The following is a 19,546-nucleotide window of genomic DNA, read 5'->3' as shown; positions in this document are numbered from 1 at the left end:
TTTGGAGGGGAATCTCGTGTTGTCCACAGACATTTTGCCCCGCCAAATGGGTTTTGGAGGGGAATCTCGTGTTGTCCACGGACATTTTAGCCCGCCAAATGAATTTTGGCGGGGTATCTCTGAATATAAATTCAAATTCCATATAAGAAGAGGCTGATTCAAAGCCAGAAAATCCTGTTCTGGTTCTGAATCAGCCTCTTTATTGTATTTGTATAGATTGAATTGAGCCAACTTCTTATTGAATGTTACTGAAATCATGGTTGATGATGTCGACCAAATGAAACTCGTCCTCTTTGTAGATGAATTTCAGGATGCAGCAATTCTTCAAACGGGACTTTTGATCGACTTGTTGATTTTGAGCCCACTTTCGCATAAAGCCTCTGCAGGCTGCGCCGTGCGAAACTGCCAAAACGCTTTTATGATCAGCAGTGTCCATGATCGTTTTTAGGGTGGTCGCGAGGCGTTCCCTCATTTGTTCTTCGCTTTCGCCGCCGAATTTTGCAAAAAAATCGCCGTAGGGGATAGGCGGGTTCAGGTGTTCACTTTCCCCTTCAAACGCGCCAAAATTCCATTCTTTCAGGCCCTTCAGACGTTGGTAAGGCATCTGGTTGTCGGTCACGATCTCGAGGGTATCCGAAGCGCGTTCCGATGTGGAAGAATAGGCATGGTCGATTTCGATCTGATTATTTGAAAAGTAAGTTCCGGCTATTTTTGCCTGTTGGATTCCGATTTCTATAAGCGGGGAATCGCACCAACCTTGGATCTTTTTCCGCACATTGAATTCCGTTTCACCGTGACGCATTAGATAGAGTATTTTTTCCATAGTTTTCCTCCAGTTTCAGTTCAGTCCAGTATATGCCCTGGAGTGGACTTCATGTCAAGGAGGCATTGGACAATTCCTACAATCAATTGCGTATTCAAAATAAAAGCCGCTCCCATTCGTCGCAGTGGGAGCGGCTTTTATACTGTTTACACTGATTAAATTTCATATCGCAAAGTCATTATACTGCAAACGGACTCGTTATCAGTTCTCCGGCAATTTTCGTCAGTGCGGTGTCTTTCCTCCGCCTGTATCCTCCTGCATGATATCCGAACTGGTTTTGCGTTTGTCGGCTATTTTGCCGATGCGAATCATGTGAGCCAGGTTTTCCTCGTATTTTTCGGCAAATACGATCGAATACAGGACGTCCAGCAGGTAAATGACGGAAAGGTTGACCGTGAAGTTGCCGATTTTTGAATAGAGTTTTTCGCGCGTCGTGATCGGCAGGTAGCAGTCCACCGCACGCGAAAGGTAATTATCACCGATGCTGGTAATTCCGATCGTAGGGATGCCCTCAGATTTCAATATGTTTGCGATCTGTTTCATCGCATTGCTTTCGCCGGTATAGGAAATCAGGATGGCGCAGGTGCCTTCGGGACAGGTGTAGGCTGTGTAGACGTCCTCGCCTTTGATGGTGGAGACGGCAGTGTGATGCTTGATCCGATTCATCTTCAGGGCAAAGTCCTGCGGGATAAGCATATTGGCGTTGGTGGCAAAGATTTGGATATGTTTTGCCTTCAACAGCATCTGTTTGGCTTGCTGCAGCGAGTCATGGTGGATGAGCGAGAGCGTATCCTCGATTGTAGATTGTCCGAGCGAGGCCATCTTTTTGCTGATTGTCATGATCGAGTCGTTCGCTTTGAATGGCAGATTGGCATCGATGTCGACGAAATTGCGGGTCAGATAGTCGTGCTCTTCCTGGTAGGCTTTTTTGCATTCCACCCATCCGTCAAAGCCCAATTTTTTGGCGATGCGGATCAGGGTGGAGGGTTGGGTATAGGTTTCGGCTGCGATTTCCTGCATCGTCTTTTCGTCCAGCACTTCCGGATAACGCAGCAGGTAGTCCACGACTTCCTTTTCAGCCGGGGAAAACTTGATGGTTTCCATTTTTTCGCGTATCAGCATAGGTGGCACAGCTCCTTCTCTTCTATGTATAGCGGTTCAAAACTGCCAGTAATCATTGCTATTCCATTTACAAAAATTATAGATTAATGTAAATGTTATGTAAACGATATTTCGCTCAAAAAAGGCCAAAAAGCGAAAAAGATTCGAATATTTAGGCGGATTTTGCGCGAATTTTGTAAAAAGGTTTTGAAGTGTATCCAGAACCCTTGTTATCGGTATTTACATGATGGATAATAACCTTGTAAACGAAACGAGGAGGAAGATATAAATGACAAAAGGCGTTAAGATTGTAACTATCGGCGGAGGAAGCAGCTACACACCTGAATTAATGGAAGGATTCATCAAACGTTACGACGAACTGCCTATCCGTGAAATCTGGTTGGTGGATATCGAAGCAGGGAAAGAAAAATTGGAAATCGTCGGCGCGATGGCGCAACGTATGTGGGATGCATCCCCGTATGACGTGAAAATCCATTTGACATTGGACCGCAGAGAAGCGTTGAAAGATGCTGATTTCGTAACGACACAATTCCGCGTCGGCTTGCTGAACGCACGTATCAAAGATGAGCGCATCCCGTTCTCTTATGGCATGCTGGGTCAAGAAACAAACGGTGCCGGCGGTATGTTCAAAGCTTTCCGTACTATTCCGATCGTATTGCAGATCGTTGAAGACATGAAAGAATTGTGCCCGAATGCTTGGTTGGTCAACTTCACAAATCCGAGCGGCATGGTAACAGAAGCAGTCGTACGCTACGGCAAATGGGAAAGAGTAATGGGCTTGTGTAACGTTCCGGTTATGGCGACAATGACTGAGCCGAAAGCTTTAGGCGTTGAAAAAGAAGACTTGATCTACAAATTTGCCGGGTTGAACCACTTCCACTGGCATAAAGTCGCTGACGACAAAGGCAACGACGTTACTTACAAAGTGATCGATGCGATGTTCGACAAAGATGCTGGCCTGCCGAAAAACATCCATGACATCCCGTTCTACAGAGAACAATTGGAACAAATGGGCATGATCCCTTGCGGATACCACCGTTACTACTACCGTGAAGAAGAAATGCTGGAACACGGTCTGGAAGAGTTCAACGGCGAAGGCACACGTGCACAACAAGTGAAGCAGACTGAAGCTGAATTGTTCGAATTATACAAAGATCCGAACTTGAACTATAAACCTGAGCAATTGCAAAAACGTGGCGGAGCGTACTACTCGGATGCTGCCTGCGAAACGATCGCTGCCATCTACGGCAACAAAGACACGCAAATCGTCGTTTCAACTAAAAATGACGGCGCTGTTCCCGACCTGCCGGCTGACTGCGTAGTCGAAGTCACTGCTTACGTAGGCGCACAAGGCGCTCGCAACGTTGCTTTCGGTGAATTGCCGACCGCTGAAAAAGGCTGGTTGCAAGTGATGAAAGCTATGGAATTGTTGACGATCGAAGCTGCTGTAACAGGCGACTACGGCACAGCCTTGCAAGCATTCACGATCAACCCATTGATCCGTTCAGGCAACACTGCAAAACGCATCATGGATGAATTGTTCATAGCGCACAAAAAACACTTGCCGCAATTCGCTGAAACGATCGCTCGTTTGGAAGCGGAAGGCGTGACTGTCAAAGACGAAATCGCAAAAGATTTAGACTAATTGAATAAGAAAACCCTATCATTCACTTTTTTCAAAAAATCATTTGACATTTCCGTGAAAAATGAGTATATTCTGAGAAACAATATAAAAAGTGATGATAAGAAGTAGTAAGTTATTTAGCTGACCAGAAAGGTGCCGGTCGATGCGAGGCACACATGCGAGATAGCCGAATTCATCTTTGAACTTCGCACTGAATCAAGTAGGCTGCGACGGGTGATAGCGTTCGTTATTTCGCTAGGGTATTATAATGTACCTATCGAGGTAGGCTTGCGCGAGTGGTCTGCGAACAAAGGTGGTAACACGAGTCTATACGGCTTCGTCCTTTCCAATGAAAATTGGAATGGACGAAGCTTTTTTTGTTGAAGAAAATGGAGGGATTACTATGAGTTTCAAAGCATTGAGTGAAAAAATCGATTTCGAATTAGTCAAAGAATTATCCAAACTGACGCCTGAGCAAACAGCGATGAAGGCAGCCCGCGACAAGGAGTTGCACGACATCATCGAAGGCAAGGACGACCGCATCCTGTTGATCATCGGACCTTGTTCCGCCCATGATGAAGAAGCGGTAATGGAATACGTGCGTCGTTTGGCGAAACTGCAGGAAAAAGTCAAAGACAAAGTGTTCATGGTTCCCCGCATCTACACAAACAAACCGCGTACGACCGGCGACGGCTACAAAGGTTTGCTGCACAAGCAAGATCCTACCGGCAAGAGCAACCTGATCCAAGGAATCGCTGCTGTGCGCAGCCTGCACAACCGCGTCATCACGGAAACAGGCCTGACGACAGCTGACGAAATGCTGTACCCGGAAAATCTGGATTTTGTCGATGATCTTGTCAGCTACCATGCAATCGGCGCGCGTTCCGTTGAGGACCAACAGCACCGTTTCGTAGCCAGCGGAATCGACCACCCGGCCGGCATGAAAAACCCGACCAGCGGCAACCTGAAAGTGATGTTCAATTCCGTGTACGCTGCCCAACAAAAGCAAAAATTCATCCATAACGGCGTCGAAGTGCAGTCCAGCTCCAACCCGTTGGCGCATGTCGTATTGCGCGGCGGCTTGAACGAGTACGGCGACAATATCCCGAACTACCACTACGAAGACCTTGTCAAAGTGGTCAAGGCATACGAGAGCGGGGACTACAAAAATCCGTTCATCGTCATCGACACGAATCACGACAACTCGGGCAAACAACACATGGAACAGATCCGCATCGTCAAAGAAACGATGTTCAACCGTTCATGGAACGCGGACATCAAGAGAATGGCGCGCGGCTTCATGATCGAGAGCTACCTGGTGGGCGGCCGTCAAGAAGACGACGGCACCGTCTTCGGCCAATCCATCACCGACCCATGCCTGGGCTGGGAAGATACAGAAGAATTGGTTCAATTCATCGCGGACAACGCGTAAGAGCACAAAAGCATACATGTGGGGCCAGGAGAAATCCTGGCCTTTTTTGTGTTTGCTATGATTCGAAGAGCCACCGGAGAAGAAAGGTGCGCTTGGGAACTCATCTCCGACGAGCGACTGTTGGCCGGAGGCGGATACATTGCAGGCGGCTGTACTTCGGCGAAGCCGCTGAGGTCGGAGGTGATCATCATTTGGGATGTTCTTCTCCGGCGGAAATGCTCCTTACCGGAGGAGAACGTCAGATCCGGTTGGAAGAAGCCTCACCGGAGAAGAATAGCGCGGTCAGATGCTCATCTCCAGCGAAGCCGCCGTGGTTGGAGGTGAACATCTTTTGGGATGTTTTCCTCCGGCGGGAGACTTCTTCTCGGCGGTACATACCAGCCCCGAAATTGCTGCCGTCAACGCGGTCTACATCTATATTCCATTGGCATTGACTGCGGTTTCAATTATTTTTATCTATCTCTATAAATTGGACAAAGAATATGATAGTATTATTAGTGACTTAGACAAACGCAAAGCAAAACAATAAAAGCACTCAGGGTGAAGCGGATTTTTCGCCGAGCCCTGATTTTTGTTTTTCCAGAGCGGAAACAAACCAACAATGAGCGAAGGCGGGACTGATTATGAAGAAAAACTATTTAAGCATCGACATCGGCGGCACGAACATCAAACTGGCAGTGATCGACCATTCCGGCCAGATCCAGTCCAAAAAACAAGTGCGCACGCCGCATGAATCAGCGGAATTCCTTGCGGTTCTTGAAGAAGAAATCGCAGCGGTCCAGGATACGATCCGCGGCATCGCTTTTTGCTGCCCGGGTAAAGTGAATACGGATACAGGCGTGATTTCCTTCGGGGGCGCGCTGCCTTTCCTGGATGGCGTTTCTTTCGTGGAAGAATTCCAACCGAAGTTTCAGGTCCCCGTCTCCGTCATCAATGACGGCAAAGCGGCAGCCTTGTCCGAATTGTGGCTCGGCAATCTGAAGGGCATCGAAAACGGACTGGCATTGGTGCTCGGCACTGGTATCGGCGGTGGGCTGATCCTCGAAGGCAAGCTTTATCAGGGCAAGCATTTCCAGGCAGGAGAATTGAGTTTCATGATGAAACAGTCGGCTACGCCGAGTTTTGACGATATGTACGGCAAAACGGGCTCCGCGGTCGGGCTGGTCAAAATGGTGAACCTGGAATTGGGCACGGAGGATACGAAGGATGGTGCGGCCGCATTCGAGGCGATCAACCAAAAAGATCCGAGCGTCTATCCGATTTTCGAAGCTTTCGCGCGGGAAATAGCCTATATGATCTGCAACATCCAAGCCATCCTCGACTTGGACAAGATCGTCATCGGCGGAGGCATCAGCGCCCAACCGATTGTGACCAACGAAATCCGCAAGCAATACCGCGCCATCCGCTCGGAGCTGCCTTTCCTGGAAGCGACGCTGACGGAAGTCGAAATCGACACCTGCCGCTTCCGGAACGATGCGAATCTGTTGGGGGCGCTGTACCAACTGTTGCTGAATGCGGATGAGGAACTGGCAGTGAATAGCTAAAAATCAATCCCAATACACTAGGAAGCTCCCATGAAGTTTGCAATCCACATTGCAAGCTTCATGAGAGTTTTTTGTGTTTTTGACATAGTTGTTTAGCTTCTTCACCATAGTGCACCATCTGCAATATGCTCCTCCGATGAAGAGGGGCTTTGTCGGATCTGGCACTTTCCTCCGGCGAACGACCTTCTTACCGGATTTGCGGTTCCCGCTAATAGTCTTTCCTCCTGTGGGCATATGCTGGCCGGAGATGGGTGCGGGAACGGATGCTGTGCTCCGATGAACGATTACTGGGAGGAGTTGGCAACATAGTGCGCTTGCCAGCTCCGGAGAAGGGACTGCTCGTCGGAAATTTCAAGAACAACCGGACAAAACCTATTTGGGTGTTTGGGTTTACAATTCTGCCGACTGCTTTCCTTTGTGTGAACGCTTGCCCTTGAGTCCACTCCATGGTTTATAATGATTGCATAGACTAAGCACAGAGAGAAGTGACCCAAGATGAACAGCAAAGAAGTATCGCAGCTATTTGACCTACCGATCGATACGATCAGATATTATGAACGGGTGGGTGTGATCCCGCCGATAACGCGCGACAAAAACGGCTACCGCATATTCGAAAAACGGGACCTCAACTGGATTTTCCTGGCGAAAAGTCTGCGCAAAGCCGGGTTGTCGATCGAGTCGCTGATTGAATTCGCGACCTTGGCGCAATCGAAGAATGATGTGCGGGATGCGCAAAAACAGATTCTGCAGGACCAGTTGACGGAAATCAACGCGAAACTGGAAGAGACGATGCGGGCGCGGGATTTGCTGGAGTACAAAATCCAAACGTTTGACGATCATGTCGCAAAAATCAACGCCGGCGAAATGAACGATGATGACATGGATGAACTCTGGACGATGAAACATTTTAAAATTAAACAATAACGCTTGCTATGGAGCATACTCCATAGTTTAAAGTAAGCATTGTAGTAAATAACCCATTTGGAGGAAATAATATGCAAACAGTGAAATTGAACAATGGTGTCGAGATTCCGGTACTGGGTTTTGGCACATTCCAGATTACCGATCCGGTTGAAGCGGAACAATCCGTCATCGCAGCGATCAAAGCGGGCTACCGCCACATCGATACGGCGCAGTCCTACATGAACGAAGAAGCAGTCGGACGCGGCATCGCGAATTCCGGCGTGCCGCGTGAAGAGCTTTTTGTGACGACCAAAGTGTGGGTGGAAAATGTTTCTTACGATGGCGTGAAAGCCTCATTCGAGCGCTCGCGCAAACGTCTGGGATTGGATTATGTGGACATGCTCTTGATTCACCAACCTTACAGTGACGTCTATGGGGCTTGGCGGGCGATGGAGGAATTGCAGGAAGAAGGCAAAATCCGTGCAATCGGCGTTTCCAACTTTGCCGTTGACCGTGCGGTGGATTTGGCGACCTTCAACAAAGTCGTACCGCAGATGGACCAGATCGAAATCAACCCATTCCACCAACAAGTCAAGGCTATCGAAGCGTTGAAAGCTGAAGGCATAATGCCGGAAGCCTGGGTGCCATTCGCTGAAGGCAAAAACGACATCTTCAACAACGCCGTGCTGGTCACCATCGGCAAAAAATACAACAAATCAGTGGCGCAGGTCATCACCCGCTGGCTGGTGGAACAGGATATCGTGGTGCTTGCCAAATCGACCAAACCGGAACGCATGGCCGAAAACTTGGATGTGTTCGACTTCGCTTTGACGGACGACGACAAAGCGCAGATTGCGACTCTGGACGACGGCGCAAGCCAATTCTTCTCCCATTCCGATCCGAACATGATCAAATGGATGGCGGAAAGAAAAATGAACGTGTAACGAGCATTTCTTAAGAGCAGTGTAACAGGCAGCAAGCGTGCGGAACGATGATGGCGGCGGGTCAGACCGGTCAAGTTATCGTTTCGCACTTTTTTGAATAACCGTCACCGTGGAAATACGGTGGAAATTGTCGGATGACGGCCAAATATCCGACAAATTGACCGGGGATTATGCCGAAGTTGTCGAATGCCAGAAAACATCCGACAATTTTGCTGCGTTCATGCCAAAAATAGTCGGATCTCAAGCATATATCCGACTATTCAGCGGGACCCCAGCAGAAATCACCAGCTCACCGGTAAGCCCTGTAGTTTGACCTAACCCAGCTGCCCGCAAAAATGAACGTACCCGGAAAGGGTGATCATAAAATGATGAAAAAGACAACGCACTTGACCAAAAGCGATACGATCGGCGCGCTGATCGACCATCCAGCCTTCCGGGGGTTCGGCCGACTGTTGTTGCCTTGGAACGACCGGATGGATCTCAACATGCCACTCGCGCGGATCGCCGGTTTGTTGCCTTATCACAGCCATGTGGATGTGGATACGGTCGTGCTTGCGCTCAACCGGATGATCGATGTAGCGAACAGCGGAGCGACGCTTTTCTATGATTTCTATTCGGAAGTGGATAAAGCGGCCGATCCAGAAAAAAGACAAAACGGTTTGTTCCATTTCCCCGGAAAAGCTTGTGCGCCATTTGCCGTGATAGCATCCGGAGGCGGTTTTGCTTACGTCGGATCGGTGCATGAAGGATTCCCGTATGCGATGAAAATCGCCGACCATGGCTACCATGCTTTCGTGCTCCGCTACCGTCTGGGGAACCGGAAGGCCACGGAGGACATGGCAGCTGCCATCGATTTCATCGAAGCACATGCGGAAGAGTTGGATGTCGGCCGACAGGGATACTCACTTTGGGGCAGTTCAGCCGGTGCTCGTGTCGTCGCCAACATCAGCGCCAATGGTGTTAAGGCGTACGGCGGGAAATCGGACATCAGACCGCGCGCAGTGATCATGGCCTACACCGGGCACGCGGGTTATTCGGAAAACGATGCGCCCACTTTCAGCATCGTCGGCGAACAGGACTATATTGCCGATCCCGACATCGTGCGCAGAAGGTCGCAGAAAATGGAAGGGCTGGGCATACCTGTTTCATTCAGGCTGATTGCCGGTCTGGGGCACGGTTTCGGATTGGGAACCGGCACGAAGGCGGAAGGCTGGGTCGACGAAACGGTCCGTTTCTGGGAAAGACAGGTGGAATAGGAACGCAGTTGAGCCGAGCCCGAGCAGTGAAAGGCACAACACAAAAAAACAGAAATCCGGACTAATGTGGATTTCTGTTTTTCATTTAAAATAATATTTTATTTGATTAAGCTTAATTCAATTTCAGTTACTTTTTCTTTGACGTAAGCTTTCACTTCATTTTTTTGCATCTCCAACACGACCGCGAATTCGCCGTAAAGCATTTCTTCAGCTTTTTTCATGTAGCGCCTGTCGGTTTCGGAGACCTTTTTATTTTTTGTGGCCGCGATTTGGTTCTTCAGGTAGACCGTTTTGATCACTTGGATCAGGTATTTGCAATCATGTCGTTCCATGGCTTTATCATAATGTTCGGAAAGCAGATTCGCGCTGCTGTATAGGATATCTGTTTCGATGGTCGGAATCTGTTCGATTATTTCCTGGGCGTCATGGGCCGAAATTACGGGACGCATAAATACTTTCGTATCAACGGGCGTGTATACCGTCCCGTTCCGATAGAGTGGCTTCAAAACATAATAGAGACGATCATTTGCGACAGCAGTGACATTCATAACTTCGATCGCTTCGATTCGGCAGACCCCTTCGTTTCCATACACTATCAAATCATTTACTTTGTACATTTTTTCCTCCATATCTGTTCCAAAAGCAACAAAAAAGCGCGCAGAACATGACAACAGGACTTACGTTTGTCATAACTACACGTTGTATACATATTATACCAAATTTTGACTGGTTTTGTAAGAGCGGATTTCAAATAAAATTTCTGATATAGAGCTTTCATTGTAAATGGGGTCAATTTGGTATTATTATGGCTCATTGCTGCGTGATGTGGCGCGGTGGCTGGAAAAGGCTCCCGATGGATGTTACCGTTCTGTGGAGATCGGGGCAGCCGAGGCGTTATTTTATCTTCAGAGTGACTGAGTTTCCCCGCCAAATACTGTTTGGCGGGGCATTTCCGCACCCGTCAGCAAAAAAAAGCAAAAGTACAAAAACCCCGGGAGGACCAAATTACTATGGTCCTCCCGGAGTTTGTTTTCACATTCATGCTTTCATCAGGCTTCGTCGAACAACGCTTCCCCGTTGCTGGCGATGACATCTTTGTACCAGTAGTAGCTGTCTTTCTTGTAGCGATTCAGCGATGGTTCGACGGCTTCTTCGTATTGGTCAACGTACACGAAGCCGTAGCGTTTTTGGTAACCGTTCAGCCAGCTGAGCAGATCGGTGAACGACCAAGTGCAGTAGGCCAGCACTTCCGAACCTTCTTCGATCGCCAGTTTGATTTCCTTGAGGTGCTCCGCAAGATAGGCGATGCGGTAAGGATCATGGATGCTGCCGTCTTCCTCGAGCGTGTCGAAGGCGCCGAGTCCGTTTTCGGAAATGATGATCGGCAAGTCGTAGCGGCTGGTGATGTCGCGGCAGCCGGCGCGGATGCCGATCGGGTCGATGGTCCAGTCCCAATCGGTCGTCGGCAGATTCGGGTTCAGCGGGTTCTTGAACAATCCCGGAACTCCAGGAACGGTCATCGAACCTTTTTCGCCGGTCGTGTTGAACACGCCGCTGCTGTCGACCCCGTCCAACGGATTGTATTCGACAGTCTCGCTGCGGTAATAGTTGACGCCCATGAAATCGACGTGCTTGGCCGCTTCCGCCAGCAGTTCCGCATCGCCTTCCTTCATTTCCGGCGCAACCCCTGTGGTCTGCAGATATTTCATGGCCGCTTTCGGATAGCGTCCGTAGGCATAGACATCCATCCACCAGTAGTTCTTCAGGTCGTCATAGTCCATTTTGGCGATGACGTTTTCCGGTTTGCAGTCGATGGCGTAGCTCGGGTGCAGGGCGAAACTGGCGCCGATCATGCCGCCCGGGACCAGATCTTGGAAGGCGAGCACGGCTTCGGCATGCGCCAGGAAGACATTATGGTTGACTTGGTAATAGAGTTTTTCTTCACCGGTCATTTTTGGCGGATGCTGCGCCGTCAGCCAGCCCATGCGCGTGAAGATGTTCTGTTCGTTGATCGTGATCCAGTATTTGACTTTGTTGCCGTATGCTTCGAACAGCGTCACCGCGTACTTCTTGAAGTCGGCGATGCTTTCCCGACTTTCCCAACCGCGGTATTTCTGCTGCAGGAACAGCGGCAGATCCCAGTGGTAGATCGTCACCATCGGCTCGATGTTGTTTTCGAGGCAGAGGTCGATCAGCTTATGGTAGAAATCCAGCCCTTTTTGGTTCACTTCATCCATGGAAGTCGGGAAAATCCGTGCCCAGGCGATCGAGAAACGATAGGTCTTCAAGCCCATTTCCGCCATCAGCCGTACATCTTCCTCAACGCGGTGGTAATGGTCGACCGCGACGTCACCGTTCGTGTTCTTGTAGGTAGTGCCGGGAACCTTGACGAATTCATCCCAGATAGACGGACCTTTGCCGTCCGCGTCCCAGGCCCCTTCGACTTGATAGGCCGCCGAAGCGCTGCCCCACAGGAAATTCTTCGGGAAAGCATTCTTATTTGCTTGCATCATAATCAAAACACTCCTTTTCACAATATGGACCATTCCATGTGCCACTTCCCTTCTATTTTAACATGCATGCTGAAGAAAGCGCATGGAAAAGGTTGCGCTTGCAGCAAGCTGATCTGATTCCCAACATTTTGACTGATAAAACAGACGCGGACGCATCTGCAGAATCCATAAAAGGGGTTACAATCCAATTACATTACAAAGGAGGCGGTTCCATGCCGATTCATATTCATCAAGAGGGGAAATTATTTCACCTGGCCAACCAGGAGATCAGTTATATCATGCAAGTTTTGGAGGATGGAAGTCTGGGGAATCTGTATTTTGGCAGAAAGGTAGCCGACAGGACTGATTTCAGCCATCTGATCGAATCGGAATATCGGCCGAATACAGCGTATGCCAGCCTAACGGACTATTCCTTTTCGAGAGAGCACATGCGCCAGGAATTTCCGGTCTACGGAACAACAGACTTCCGTCATCCTGCAATCAGTGTCCTGCACGATAACGGAAGCCGAGTATCCGGATTTCGGGTGAAGGATTATGCTGTCCATTCCGGCAAGAAAAAACTCCCGGGTTTGCCGGCCACTTATGTCGAATCTTCGGCAGAGGCGACTACATTGGAAATCACAATGTTGGATTCTTTGTCGGGATTGGAAGCTGTTTTGAGCTATACGCTTTATGAGGAACGTCCTGCCCTGACGAGATCGGTGCATGTTCGGAATTACGGCACGAAAAAAGTACAACTGGAACGACTGTTGAGCATGAGTCTGGATTTGCCGGATGCGGATTATGAACTGTTGCAGTTGTCGGGCGCTTGGGGGCGGGAACGCTATCCCTATTTCCGCCGGCTGACACCGGGCATCCAAAGTGTCGAAAGCGCAAGAGGCTCCTCCAGCCATTATCAGAATCCGTTCATAGCTTTGAAAAGACCGGATGCTACTGAGCAGGCTGGAGAGGTCTTGGGATTCAGTTTCGTGTACTCAGGCAATTTCTTGGCGCAAGTGGAAGTGGACACCTACAACGTAGCGCGAATCAGTATGGGAATCAATCCGTTCGGTTTTGGCTGGCTGCTCGAACCGGGGCAAAGCTTCCAGGCGCCGGAAGTTGTGATGGTATACAGCGGAAATGGCTTGAACGGCATGAGTCAAACCTTCCACAGCCTTTATCGTCAGCGCTTGGCAAGAGGGGAGTGGCGCGACAGGGAGCGTCCGATCCTGATCAATAACTGGGAAGCGACCGGAATGGATTTCACGGAACAAAAGTTGGTGGATTTTGCCCAAACGGCTTATGAAGACGGGGTGGAACTATTCGTGCTGGATGATGGCTGGTTCGGTGGCCGGCGCCATGAGCAGGCCGGGTTGGGGGATTGGTTTGTCAACAAGGATGTATTGCCGGATGGCATCGACGGCTTGTCCGAAAAAATCGAAGCGATCGGCTTGCGTTTCGGTCTATGGTTTGAACCAGAAATGGTGAATGCGGACAGCAAGCTCTTCCGGGATCATCCGGAATGGATCATCCATACCCCGGACAGACCGAATTCCCACGGACGACATCAATATGTCCTTGATTTTACCCGCCCTGAAGTAGTCGAGCATATTTACGCCATGATTTCCAAAATATTGCGCGAATCCAAAATTTCCTACGTGAAGTGGGATATGAACCGCTGCATCACGGAAGCTTATTCACCCAGTCTGCCTGCCGAAAGACAAGGAGAGGTATTCCATCGGTACATGCTTGGGGTCTATGACCTCTATGAACGTTTGACTTCTGAGTTTCCGGAAATCCTTTTCGAATTCTGCGCTTCAGGTGGAGGCCGCTTTGATCCGGGGATGATCTATTATTCTCCGCAGGGATGGACCAGCGACGATACGGATGCAGTCGAAAGACTGAAGATCCAGTACGGCACCTCTTTTGTTTATCCGCTGAGTGCGATGGGAGCGCACGTCTCAGCTTCGCCCAATGAGCAACTTCACCGCTATACCCCAATAGAGACACGCGGGAATGTTTCGGCATTCGGCTCGTTCGGTTATGAGCTGGATCTGAACAGGCTGTCCAAAAATGAACGGGCAATCGTCAAAGAACAGATCACGTTCATCAAGAAATACCGGAAAATCATCCACAGTGGCACTTTCTATCGCCTGCTGAGTCCTTTTGACGGCAATTATTGTGCTTGGATGGTCGTTTCCGAAGACAAGCGGACGGCGTTGGTCGGCCACTACAAGATTCTGAACGAAATCAATGCGCCTTTCAGAAGGCTGCATTTAAAAGGATTGGATCCGGTGGGTGAATACGTCGATATTGCCAACGGGAAAGTTTTTTACGGAGACGAACTGATGCACATCGGATTGGTGACGAGCGACACCTCCTGCGGTCAGGTGCTCGATGGCAGGGAACCGTCCTGCGACTTCGATTCGAAAATCTACGTATTTCAGGCAAAATGAAAAAACGGTGCATCGTCAGAAGCGATGCGCCGTTTTTTCGTTGAATTGCTCTTGTTTTTCATATTCCATTTTCCTGTAAGCGGTGGGGGTGATGGAGAATTTCCTTTTGAAGGCTTTGGAAAAGACCAGCGGATCCCGGTACCCGCTGTATTCAGCGATCTCATCAATCGTAAAGTTGTTCAGGCTCAACAGCTCCGCCGCCCGCGTCAAACGATGATCCGTCAAATATTGCTGCAAAGTGACCCCCATCTCCTGTTTGAAAATGCTGGAAAGGTAGCTGCGGTTCAAGGATAATGCTTCCGCGAGGCTCTGTACGGTCATTTGGGTGGCATAATTGCTCCGGATGAAGGCAATCGCTTCCTGAATGTGCGGATTCCGCGCCTGATCTTTGACTCCGGAGCTTCCAGCGTTTTGTTTGAACAACGCCAAAAATTCATACAGACGAGCTGAGAGCATCAATTCAGCGAAAAGGGATTCCTGATCCCAGGAAAAGGACTCTTCGATAATCTCGGTGATGCGGCTGACGTTTTCGGCTTGGAATACCGGATGATGACCATTGCAACCCAATGCGTTCAAGTAGAATTCGGCGAGAGTCCCCTCGAACCCGATCCAATAGTAATTCCAAGGGTCTTCTTTATCAGCTTGATAAAAAGTCCTGGTATCCGGCGGAATAATGAAGCCTTGGCCAGCGGACACTTCATAGCTCTCATTGTCCAACTGATAGCGGCCTTTGCCATCCGTCACGATATGGATGATGTAATTGGGCCTGACTGCCGGCCCGAAACTGTGCAGCGATCCGCAGATTGCTTTGCCGGAAAAAAGAATCTTCAAATCTTTTTGGTTTTTGAAAAAGTATGTTTTGACTAAAGAAGTTTCCATGACTACCACCTAACATTTTGACTGTATTTGTAAACATTATAAGCTACGGAATGCGTTTTCATCAACCTATAATAAGAACAGGTTAAGCGCGCACCTATAACGAAAGGGGTTATCAAAATGAAAGTTCCATTCAAAGAAAAATATGCCTTCGGGTTGGGGGCACTCGGCAAAGATGCAGTCATCTGTTTTGTCGGCACTTTTTTGGCTTATTATTATACGGATGTCCTCTATCTGACACCTGCATTTGTGGGCGCTTTATTTTTTGTCGCACGCGTTTGGGACGCCATCAATGATCCGATGATGGGGATGATCATCGACAATACGCGGACTAGGCATGGAAAATTCAGAATCTGGCTGGTCATCGGCACCCTCCTGAACGCGGTCATTTTTGTGCTGATGTTCTCTACGTTCGGTTTGTCCGGAAATGCGCTGTATGTCTACGCTGCGGTGATGTACATCCTGTTCGGGATGACCTATACGGTGATGGATGTCCCTTATTGGTCCTGGTTGCCGAACTTGACGAGCGATCCGGAAGAGCGTGAGAAGGTTTCTGTTATTCCGAGAATTTTTGCGAGTCTTGCGGGTCTGTTGATCGGGACATTCGGTCTGCAGATAGTGGATAGGCTCGGAAGCGGGAGCCAGTTGCAGGGATTCCAAAAAATCGCTGGATTCATCGCGGTCCTGTTCATCGTTCTAATCGCTGTGACGGTGCTGAATGTTCCCGAAGCTTCCACATTGGAACAAAAGGCGATGCCAAAAATTACGCTCAAGAAGACAATCGAAGTGATCAAAAAGAATGACCAGTTGATGGCTTTCATCGGTTTGTTGCTGACCTTCAACCTGTCGATGCAGATCATGAACGGATTCATGATTTACTATTTCAAGTATGTCACGGGTGCTGAAAGATTGTTCTCAATGTTCTTTTTCACCATCTTTGCGGAAATGCTGGGATTGATGCTGTTCCCGAAAATCAGCCAGAAAATAAGTCGGGAAAAGACATTCGCACTGGCTTGCACGCTGCCGGTCGTTGGGTTGGTGCTGTTGTTGACCGCCGGGTTTGTAGCACCGACGAATGTCGTAGTGGCAATGGCGTCCGGAGTGATTTTGAAATTCGGTTCCGGGTTGTCTTTAGGTGTGACGACTGTCTCGATAGCCGATTGCATCGATTACGGAGAAATGAAGTTGGGCACACGGAATGAAAGCATCATCTGCTCGGCTCAGACTTTTTTGATGAAGTCGGCCCAAGCGGTAGCTGGTTTGTTGACGGGTGTGGGTTTGTCTTTGGTAGGCTATGTCCCGAATGTTTCCCAATCCGCCTCGGCCATAATGGGCATCCGAGTGCTAACTTGTGTGGTTCCGATCGTATTCGTGGTCTTGAGTTTCATGGTTTACCGCAAGTACTACCGCCTGAAAGGGGATGCCTTGCTGCAGTTGTCAAGACGGGTAGCCGAAAAACATGAAAAAGGTTCTGGAACTGCTTTTGGAAACGGGAACGAGGGAACTGCTTATGTTGAGTTTGAATTCTAACACCATACTTCGGGCTGGAATTACGTTGACGGGAACAACAATCATCAGCTTTGGGATTGCTTGGATGCGCTTCAGCGGAATGGGAACGGATCCATTCGTAACGATGAACATCGGCATCAGCCATATCACGTCGGTGGATTTCGGAACGGTGCAGATGCTGGCGAATCTGGTCATCTTGCTGCTTATGCTGATATACAGTCCGCTTTGGATTCACTTGGGGACGGTTTTAGGCATTTTCTTTGTCGGTTATTTCTCCGATTACGTGTTGGTTTGGCTTCAAATTTTTCCGGATACGCTCGCTGTCCGGATTGTGGCACTCGCTATTGGACTGTTGGCGTGTTGTTTCGGTGTAGCGGTGTACATGACCGCCGGGATGGGGATTGCTCCGTATGATGCATTGGGGATGATTCTGGTGGACAAGATTGGACCAAAAGTGACTTACCGCGAGATTCGGATCGTTACGGACATTTGCTGTGTCGCTGTCGGATTTGTCCTCGGTGCTCAGGTCGGGATAGGGACATTCATTACGGCTTTTTTGACCGGCCCGCTTATTAATTTCTTCAGAAAAATAATTGGAGCGTCCCTTGCTGTTTCGCAAGTGCGGTAGACAACCGGATATAACTGGTGTCATTCAACTAAAGTACATCAAAACGGATGAGGCTGGGACTAAACCCGGCCTCTTTGTTTGTCCAAGTTGGGCAGTTTGACGGATAGGAGACTCCGTTTCGTGCTGAACGAACTGTATGATCGCTATCAAAAACCATTGATGTGCGTCGAAAACGGGATGGGCAACGTCGACACAATCGAGAACGGTGAAATCCACGACGACTACCGGATCGCTTATATGCGCGACCACATTTCGGCTATGCGCGATGCCGTCACGGCCGATGGCATTGGTCTGATCGGCTACATGCCATGGGGCTGCATCGACCTCGTTTCGGCGGGCACGGACGAAATGAAGAAACGATACGGTTTCGTCTACGTCGATCTGGATGGTGCAGACAAAGGCACTTTCGACCGGATCAAGAAAGACTCGTTCTACTGGTACAAATCAGTGATCGCTTCGAACGGGAGCGAGCTGTAACCAAAAAAAGACAAAAAAACTCTTCCGCCTTGATTGGCGGGAGAGTTTTTTTCGCAGCGAGGATTGATTTTGTGGGGCGAATTGCTGAATAGTACTTATGCATGCGACAATTTCACCCTGCACCGGAGTCAAATTGTCGAATGCAAGACAGCATTCGACAATTTCGCCAAAAACAGAAACAAAATTGCCGAATGTTGGTCTGATATTCGATAAAATCGACTCGAAACGGACTGATCAGAATGACGGATTTTTTACAAGCTGGAATTAAAATTGGCATTCCCAACAATTGTGGTAATCTTTTGTTGGTTCTAATAGATGCGCGCGATATTCTTCTTCAGGTAAAGGAACTTCTTCGACAATCATCTTTATGACCAATTTCAGTTTTTCAAGTTTATAATTGCTCTTTGTAATCGCTTGATATCTTTTTTGAATTTGGTTGTTTGCTGCATATCGAGCATATACTCTATTCCTCAGAAATGTCAGCGAAAATTTCATCAACTGAGGCATATGTTGCGGAAGCAATCAAACCTCATTCTGCAGCGTCTCCTCAACATACTGCACAAAACTCGCTACCGCCCGCGAATTCAGGCTGTTCTTCTTGTAGCAGAGCCAGGTCGCGCGGGTGAAGGGCACGCCGCTCAGCCAGGTAAGTTCCTGGATGTAGCCGTCGAAGTTGTCCAAGGCGATGGACGGCAGGATCGACCAACCCAGGCCGGCGCGCACGAGCTCGATGCTGGTGTCGACGCTGCTGGTCGAGATGCCGATTTTGGGACGGTCGGAAAAGCGCTCGTTCCACCAATGGTCGATCTGGTATTGCAGATGCGGGTCCGTCTTGTACTGGATGTATTTCTTGGTCAGCAGTTCAGACAGTTCGATTTTCTCGTGGTAAGCGATGCAGAGCGGCTCATTCGACAGCAGGATCTTTTCGTCCTCCCAAGCGTAGCCTTCGCGGAGGATTCCGATGGCGATTTCGTTGTTCTCGAGCATGCGGAAGATGCGCGCGGTGAGGTCGGTCTTGATGTCCAAAGAGACTTTCGGGAATTGATCGAGATAGCTGTGGACCAGTTTCGGCAATTTGTAGTGGGCGTAGATCGCGGCGGCGCCGATGGCAAGCGAACCGCTGAATTCCTCTTTGCTGACTTTCATTTCCTCCAGCAGGTTCTGGTAGGTCGTGCTGATTTCCTTGCAGTAGGAAACCAACTTTTCGCCCTCGTAAGTGAAGGCGATGCCGTTGTAATTCCGGACGATCAGGTTCGTCCGGAAAAAATCTTCGAGCTTTTTGATCCGTTTCGTCAGCGCCGGCTGGGAAACGAACAATTTTTCGGCAGCTTTGGTGATGCTTTTTTCGGAATAAAGCACGAGGAACATCTCGATGTCCTTCAGATCCATGGGCTTATCGCCTCCATTTTTGGTTTGGGCCTCTTCCGCGCTTGCTACTGCCTGCGCTCGGGAGGTGTTTT

16 protein-coding genes, 1 pseudogene and 1 other annotated feature are annotated in these 19,546 nt (G+C 49.2%); of the genes and pseudogenes, 11 read left to right on the top strand and 6 right to left on the bottom strand.

The annotated features are described in order from the left end of the window. Positions 1-235 precede the first annotated feature (235 nt). Both BMX58_RS02315 and BMX58_RS02310 read right to left on the bottom strand, forming a co-directional pair. Positions 236-823 carry a histidine phosphatase family protein gene (locus tag BMX58_RS02315; protein WP_068622018.1) on the bottom strand — a complete coding sequence of 196 codons (588 nt, stop codon included), beginning with the start codon at positions 821-823 and terminating at the stop codon, positions 236-238. 222 nt (positions 824-1,045) lie between these two features. Further along, positions 1,046-1,945 (bottom strand): MurR/RpiR family transcriptional regulator, encoded by a 900-nt coding sequence (locus BMX58_RS02310; protein ID WP_068622017.1) that lies wholly within the window; start codon positions 1,943-1,945, stop codon positions 1,046-1,048. Positions 1,946-2,213: 268 nt separating this feature from the next. Here BMX58_RS02310 and BMX58_RS02305 point away from each other — a divergent pair, with 268 nt between their 5' ends. The 7 genes from BMX58_RS02305 (at position 2,214) to BMX58_RS02275 (ending at position 9,648) form a co-directional block, all read left to right on the top strand. After that, positions 2,214-3,590 (top strand): 6-phospho-beta-glucosidase, encoded by a 1,377-nt coding sequence (locus BMX58_RS02305; protein WP_068622016.1) that lies wholly within the window; start codon positions 2,214-2,216, stop codon positions 3,588-3,590. An 85-nt stretch (positions 3,591-3,675) separates the two neighbouring features. Then, positions 3,676-3,917 (top strand) — a binding site (T-box leader). Positions 3,918-3,972: 55 nt separating this feature from the next. After that, a complete protein-coding gene (locus tag BMX58_RS02300; protein WP_068622015.1) occupies positions 3,973-5,001 on the top strand; it encodes a 3-deoxy-7-phosphoheptulonate synthase in 1,029 nt (342 codons plus the stop codon). A gap of 286 nt (positions 5,002-5,287) precedes the next feature. Then, a complete protein-coding gene (locus BMX58_RS02295) occupies positions 5,288-5,530 on the top strand; it encodes a hypothetical protein (RefSeq protein ID WP_068622014.1) in 243 nt (80 codons plus the stop codon). A 94-nt stretch (positions 5,531-5,624) separates the two neighbouring features. Then, a complete protein-coding gene (locus tag BMX58_RS02290; RefSeq protein WP_068622012.1) occupies positions 5,625-6,545 on the top strand; it encodes an ROK family protein in 921 nt (306 codons plus the stop codon). A gap of 495 nt (positions 6,546-7,040) precedes the next feature. Continuing rightward, positions 7,041-7,469, top strand: a complete 429-nt coding sequence (locus BMX58_RS02285; protein WP_068622011.1) for a MerR family transcriptional regulator — start codon at positions 7,041-7,043, stop codon at positions 7,467-7,469. Between the two features lie 71 nt (positions 7,470-7,540). Further along, on the top strand, positions 7,541-8,392 hold the full coding sequence (locus tag BMX58_RS02280; protein ID WP_068622009.1) for an aldo/keto reductase: 852 nt from the start codon (positions 7,541-7,543) through the stop codon (positions 8,390-8,392). A gap of 365 nt (positions 8,393-8,757) precedes the next feature. Next, complete coding sequence (locus BMX58_RS02275; protein ID WP_204243756.1) at positions 8,758-9,648, top strand: alpha/beta hydrolase; 891 nt, start codon at positions 8,758-8,760, stop codon at positions 9,646-9,648. Positions 9,649-9,746: 98 nt separating this feature from the next. On the opposite strand, the gene BMX58_RS02270 is transcribed toward BMX58_RS02275, so the two are convergent. Next, the gene (locus BMX58_RS02270; protein ID WP_068622006.1) at positions 9,747-10,265 is read right to left on the bottom strand and encodes a CarD family transcriptional regulator; all 519 of its coding nucleotides are present in this window, start codon (positions 10,263-10,265) and stop codon (positions 9,747-9,749) included. Positions 10,266-10,697: 432 nt separating this feature from the next. Continuing rightward, the gene (locus BMX58_RS02265) at positions 10,698-12,161 is read right to left on the bottom strand and encodes a glycoside hydrolase family 1 protein (protein ID WP_068622005.1); all 1,464 of its coding nucleotides are present in this window, start codon (positions 12,159-12,161) and stop codon (positions 10,698-10,700) included. A gap of 212 nt (positions 12,162-12,373) precedes the next feature. Between BMX58_RS02265 and BMX58_RS02260 the strand changes: the two genes are divergently transcribed. Next, a complete protein-coding gene (locus tag BMX58_RS02260; RefSeq protein WP_068622000.1) occupies positions 12,374-14,596 on the top strand; it encodes an alpha-galactosidase in 2,223 nt (740 codons plus the stop codon). Positions 14,597-14,611: 15 nt separating this feature from the next. On the opposite strand, the gene BMX58_RS02255 is transcribed toward BMX58_RS02260, so the two are convergent. Then, positions 14,612-15,475, bottom strand: a complete 864-nt coding sequence (locus BMX58_RS02255; protein WP_068621999.1) for an AraC family transcriptional regulator — start codon at positions 15,473-15,475, stop codon at positions 14,612-14,614. A gap of 117 nt (positions 15,476-15,592) precedes the next feature. On the opposite strand from BMX58_RS02255, the gene melB reads away from it, so the two are divergent. The 3 genes and pseudogenes from melB to BMX58_RS02240 form a co-directional block, all read left to right on the top strand. Continuing rightward, complete coding sequence (melB, locus tag BMX58_RS02250) at positions 15,593-17,002, top strand: melibiose:sodium transporter MelB (RefSeq protein WP_084253814.1); 1,410 nt, start codon at positions 15,593-15,595, stop codon at positions 17,000-17,002. After that, on the top strand, positions 16,932-17,609 hold the full coding sequence (locus tag BMX58_RS02245) for a YczE/YyaS/YitT family protein (RefSeq protein WP_338061248.1): 678 nt from the start codon (positions 16,932-16,934) through the stop codon (positions 17,607-17,609). Before melB ends, BMX58_RS02245 begins: the two co-directional genes overlap by 71 nt. A 111-nt stretch (positions 17,610-17,720) precedes the next feature. Further along, positions 17,721-18,086, top strand: a pseudogene (locus BMX58_RS02240) (family 1 glycosylhydrolase); the annotation flags it as partial. Positions 18,087-18,608: 522 nt separating this feature from the next. On the opposite strand, the gene BMX58_RS02230 reads toward BMX58_RS02240, so the two are convergent. After that, positions 18,609-19,475 carry a LysR family transcriptional regulator gene (locus BMX58_RS02230; protein ID WP_068621994.1) on the bottom strand — a complete coding sequence of 289 codons (867 nt, stop codon included), beginning with the start codon at positions 19,473-19,475 and terminating at the stop codon, positions 18,609-18,611. Positions 19,476-19,546: the final 71 nt, after the last annotated feature.

The sequence above is a fragment of the Trichococcus ilyis genome, assembly GCF_900109135.1.
GTDB lineage: Bacteria > Bacillota > Bacilli > Lactobacillales > Aerococcaceae > Trichococcus > Trichococcus ilyis.
The sequence above is the reverse complement of the archived record's forward strand: the minus strand, read 5'-3'. Positions and strand labels throughout refer to the sequence as shown.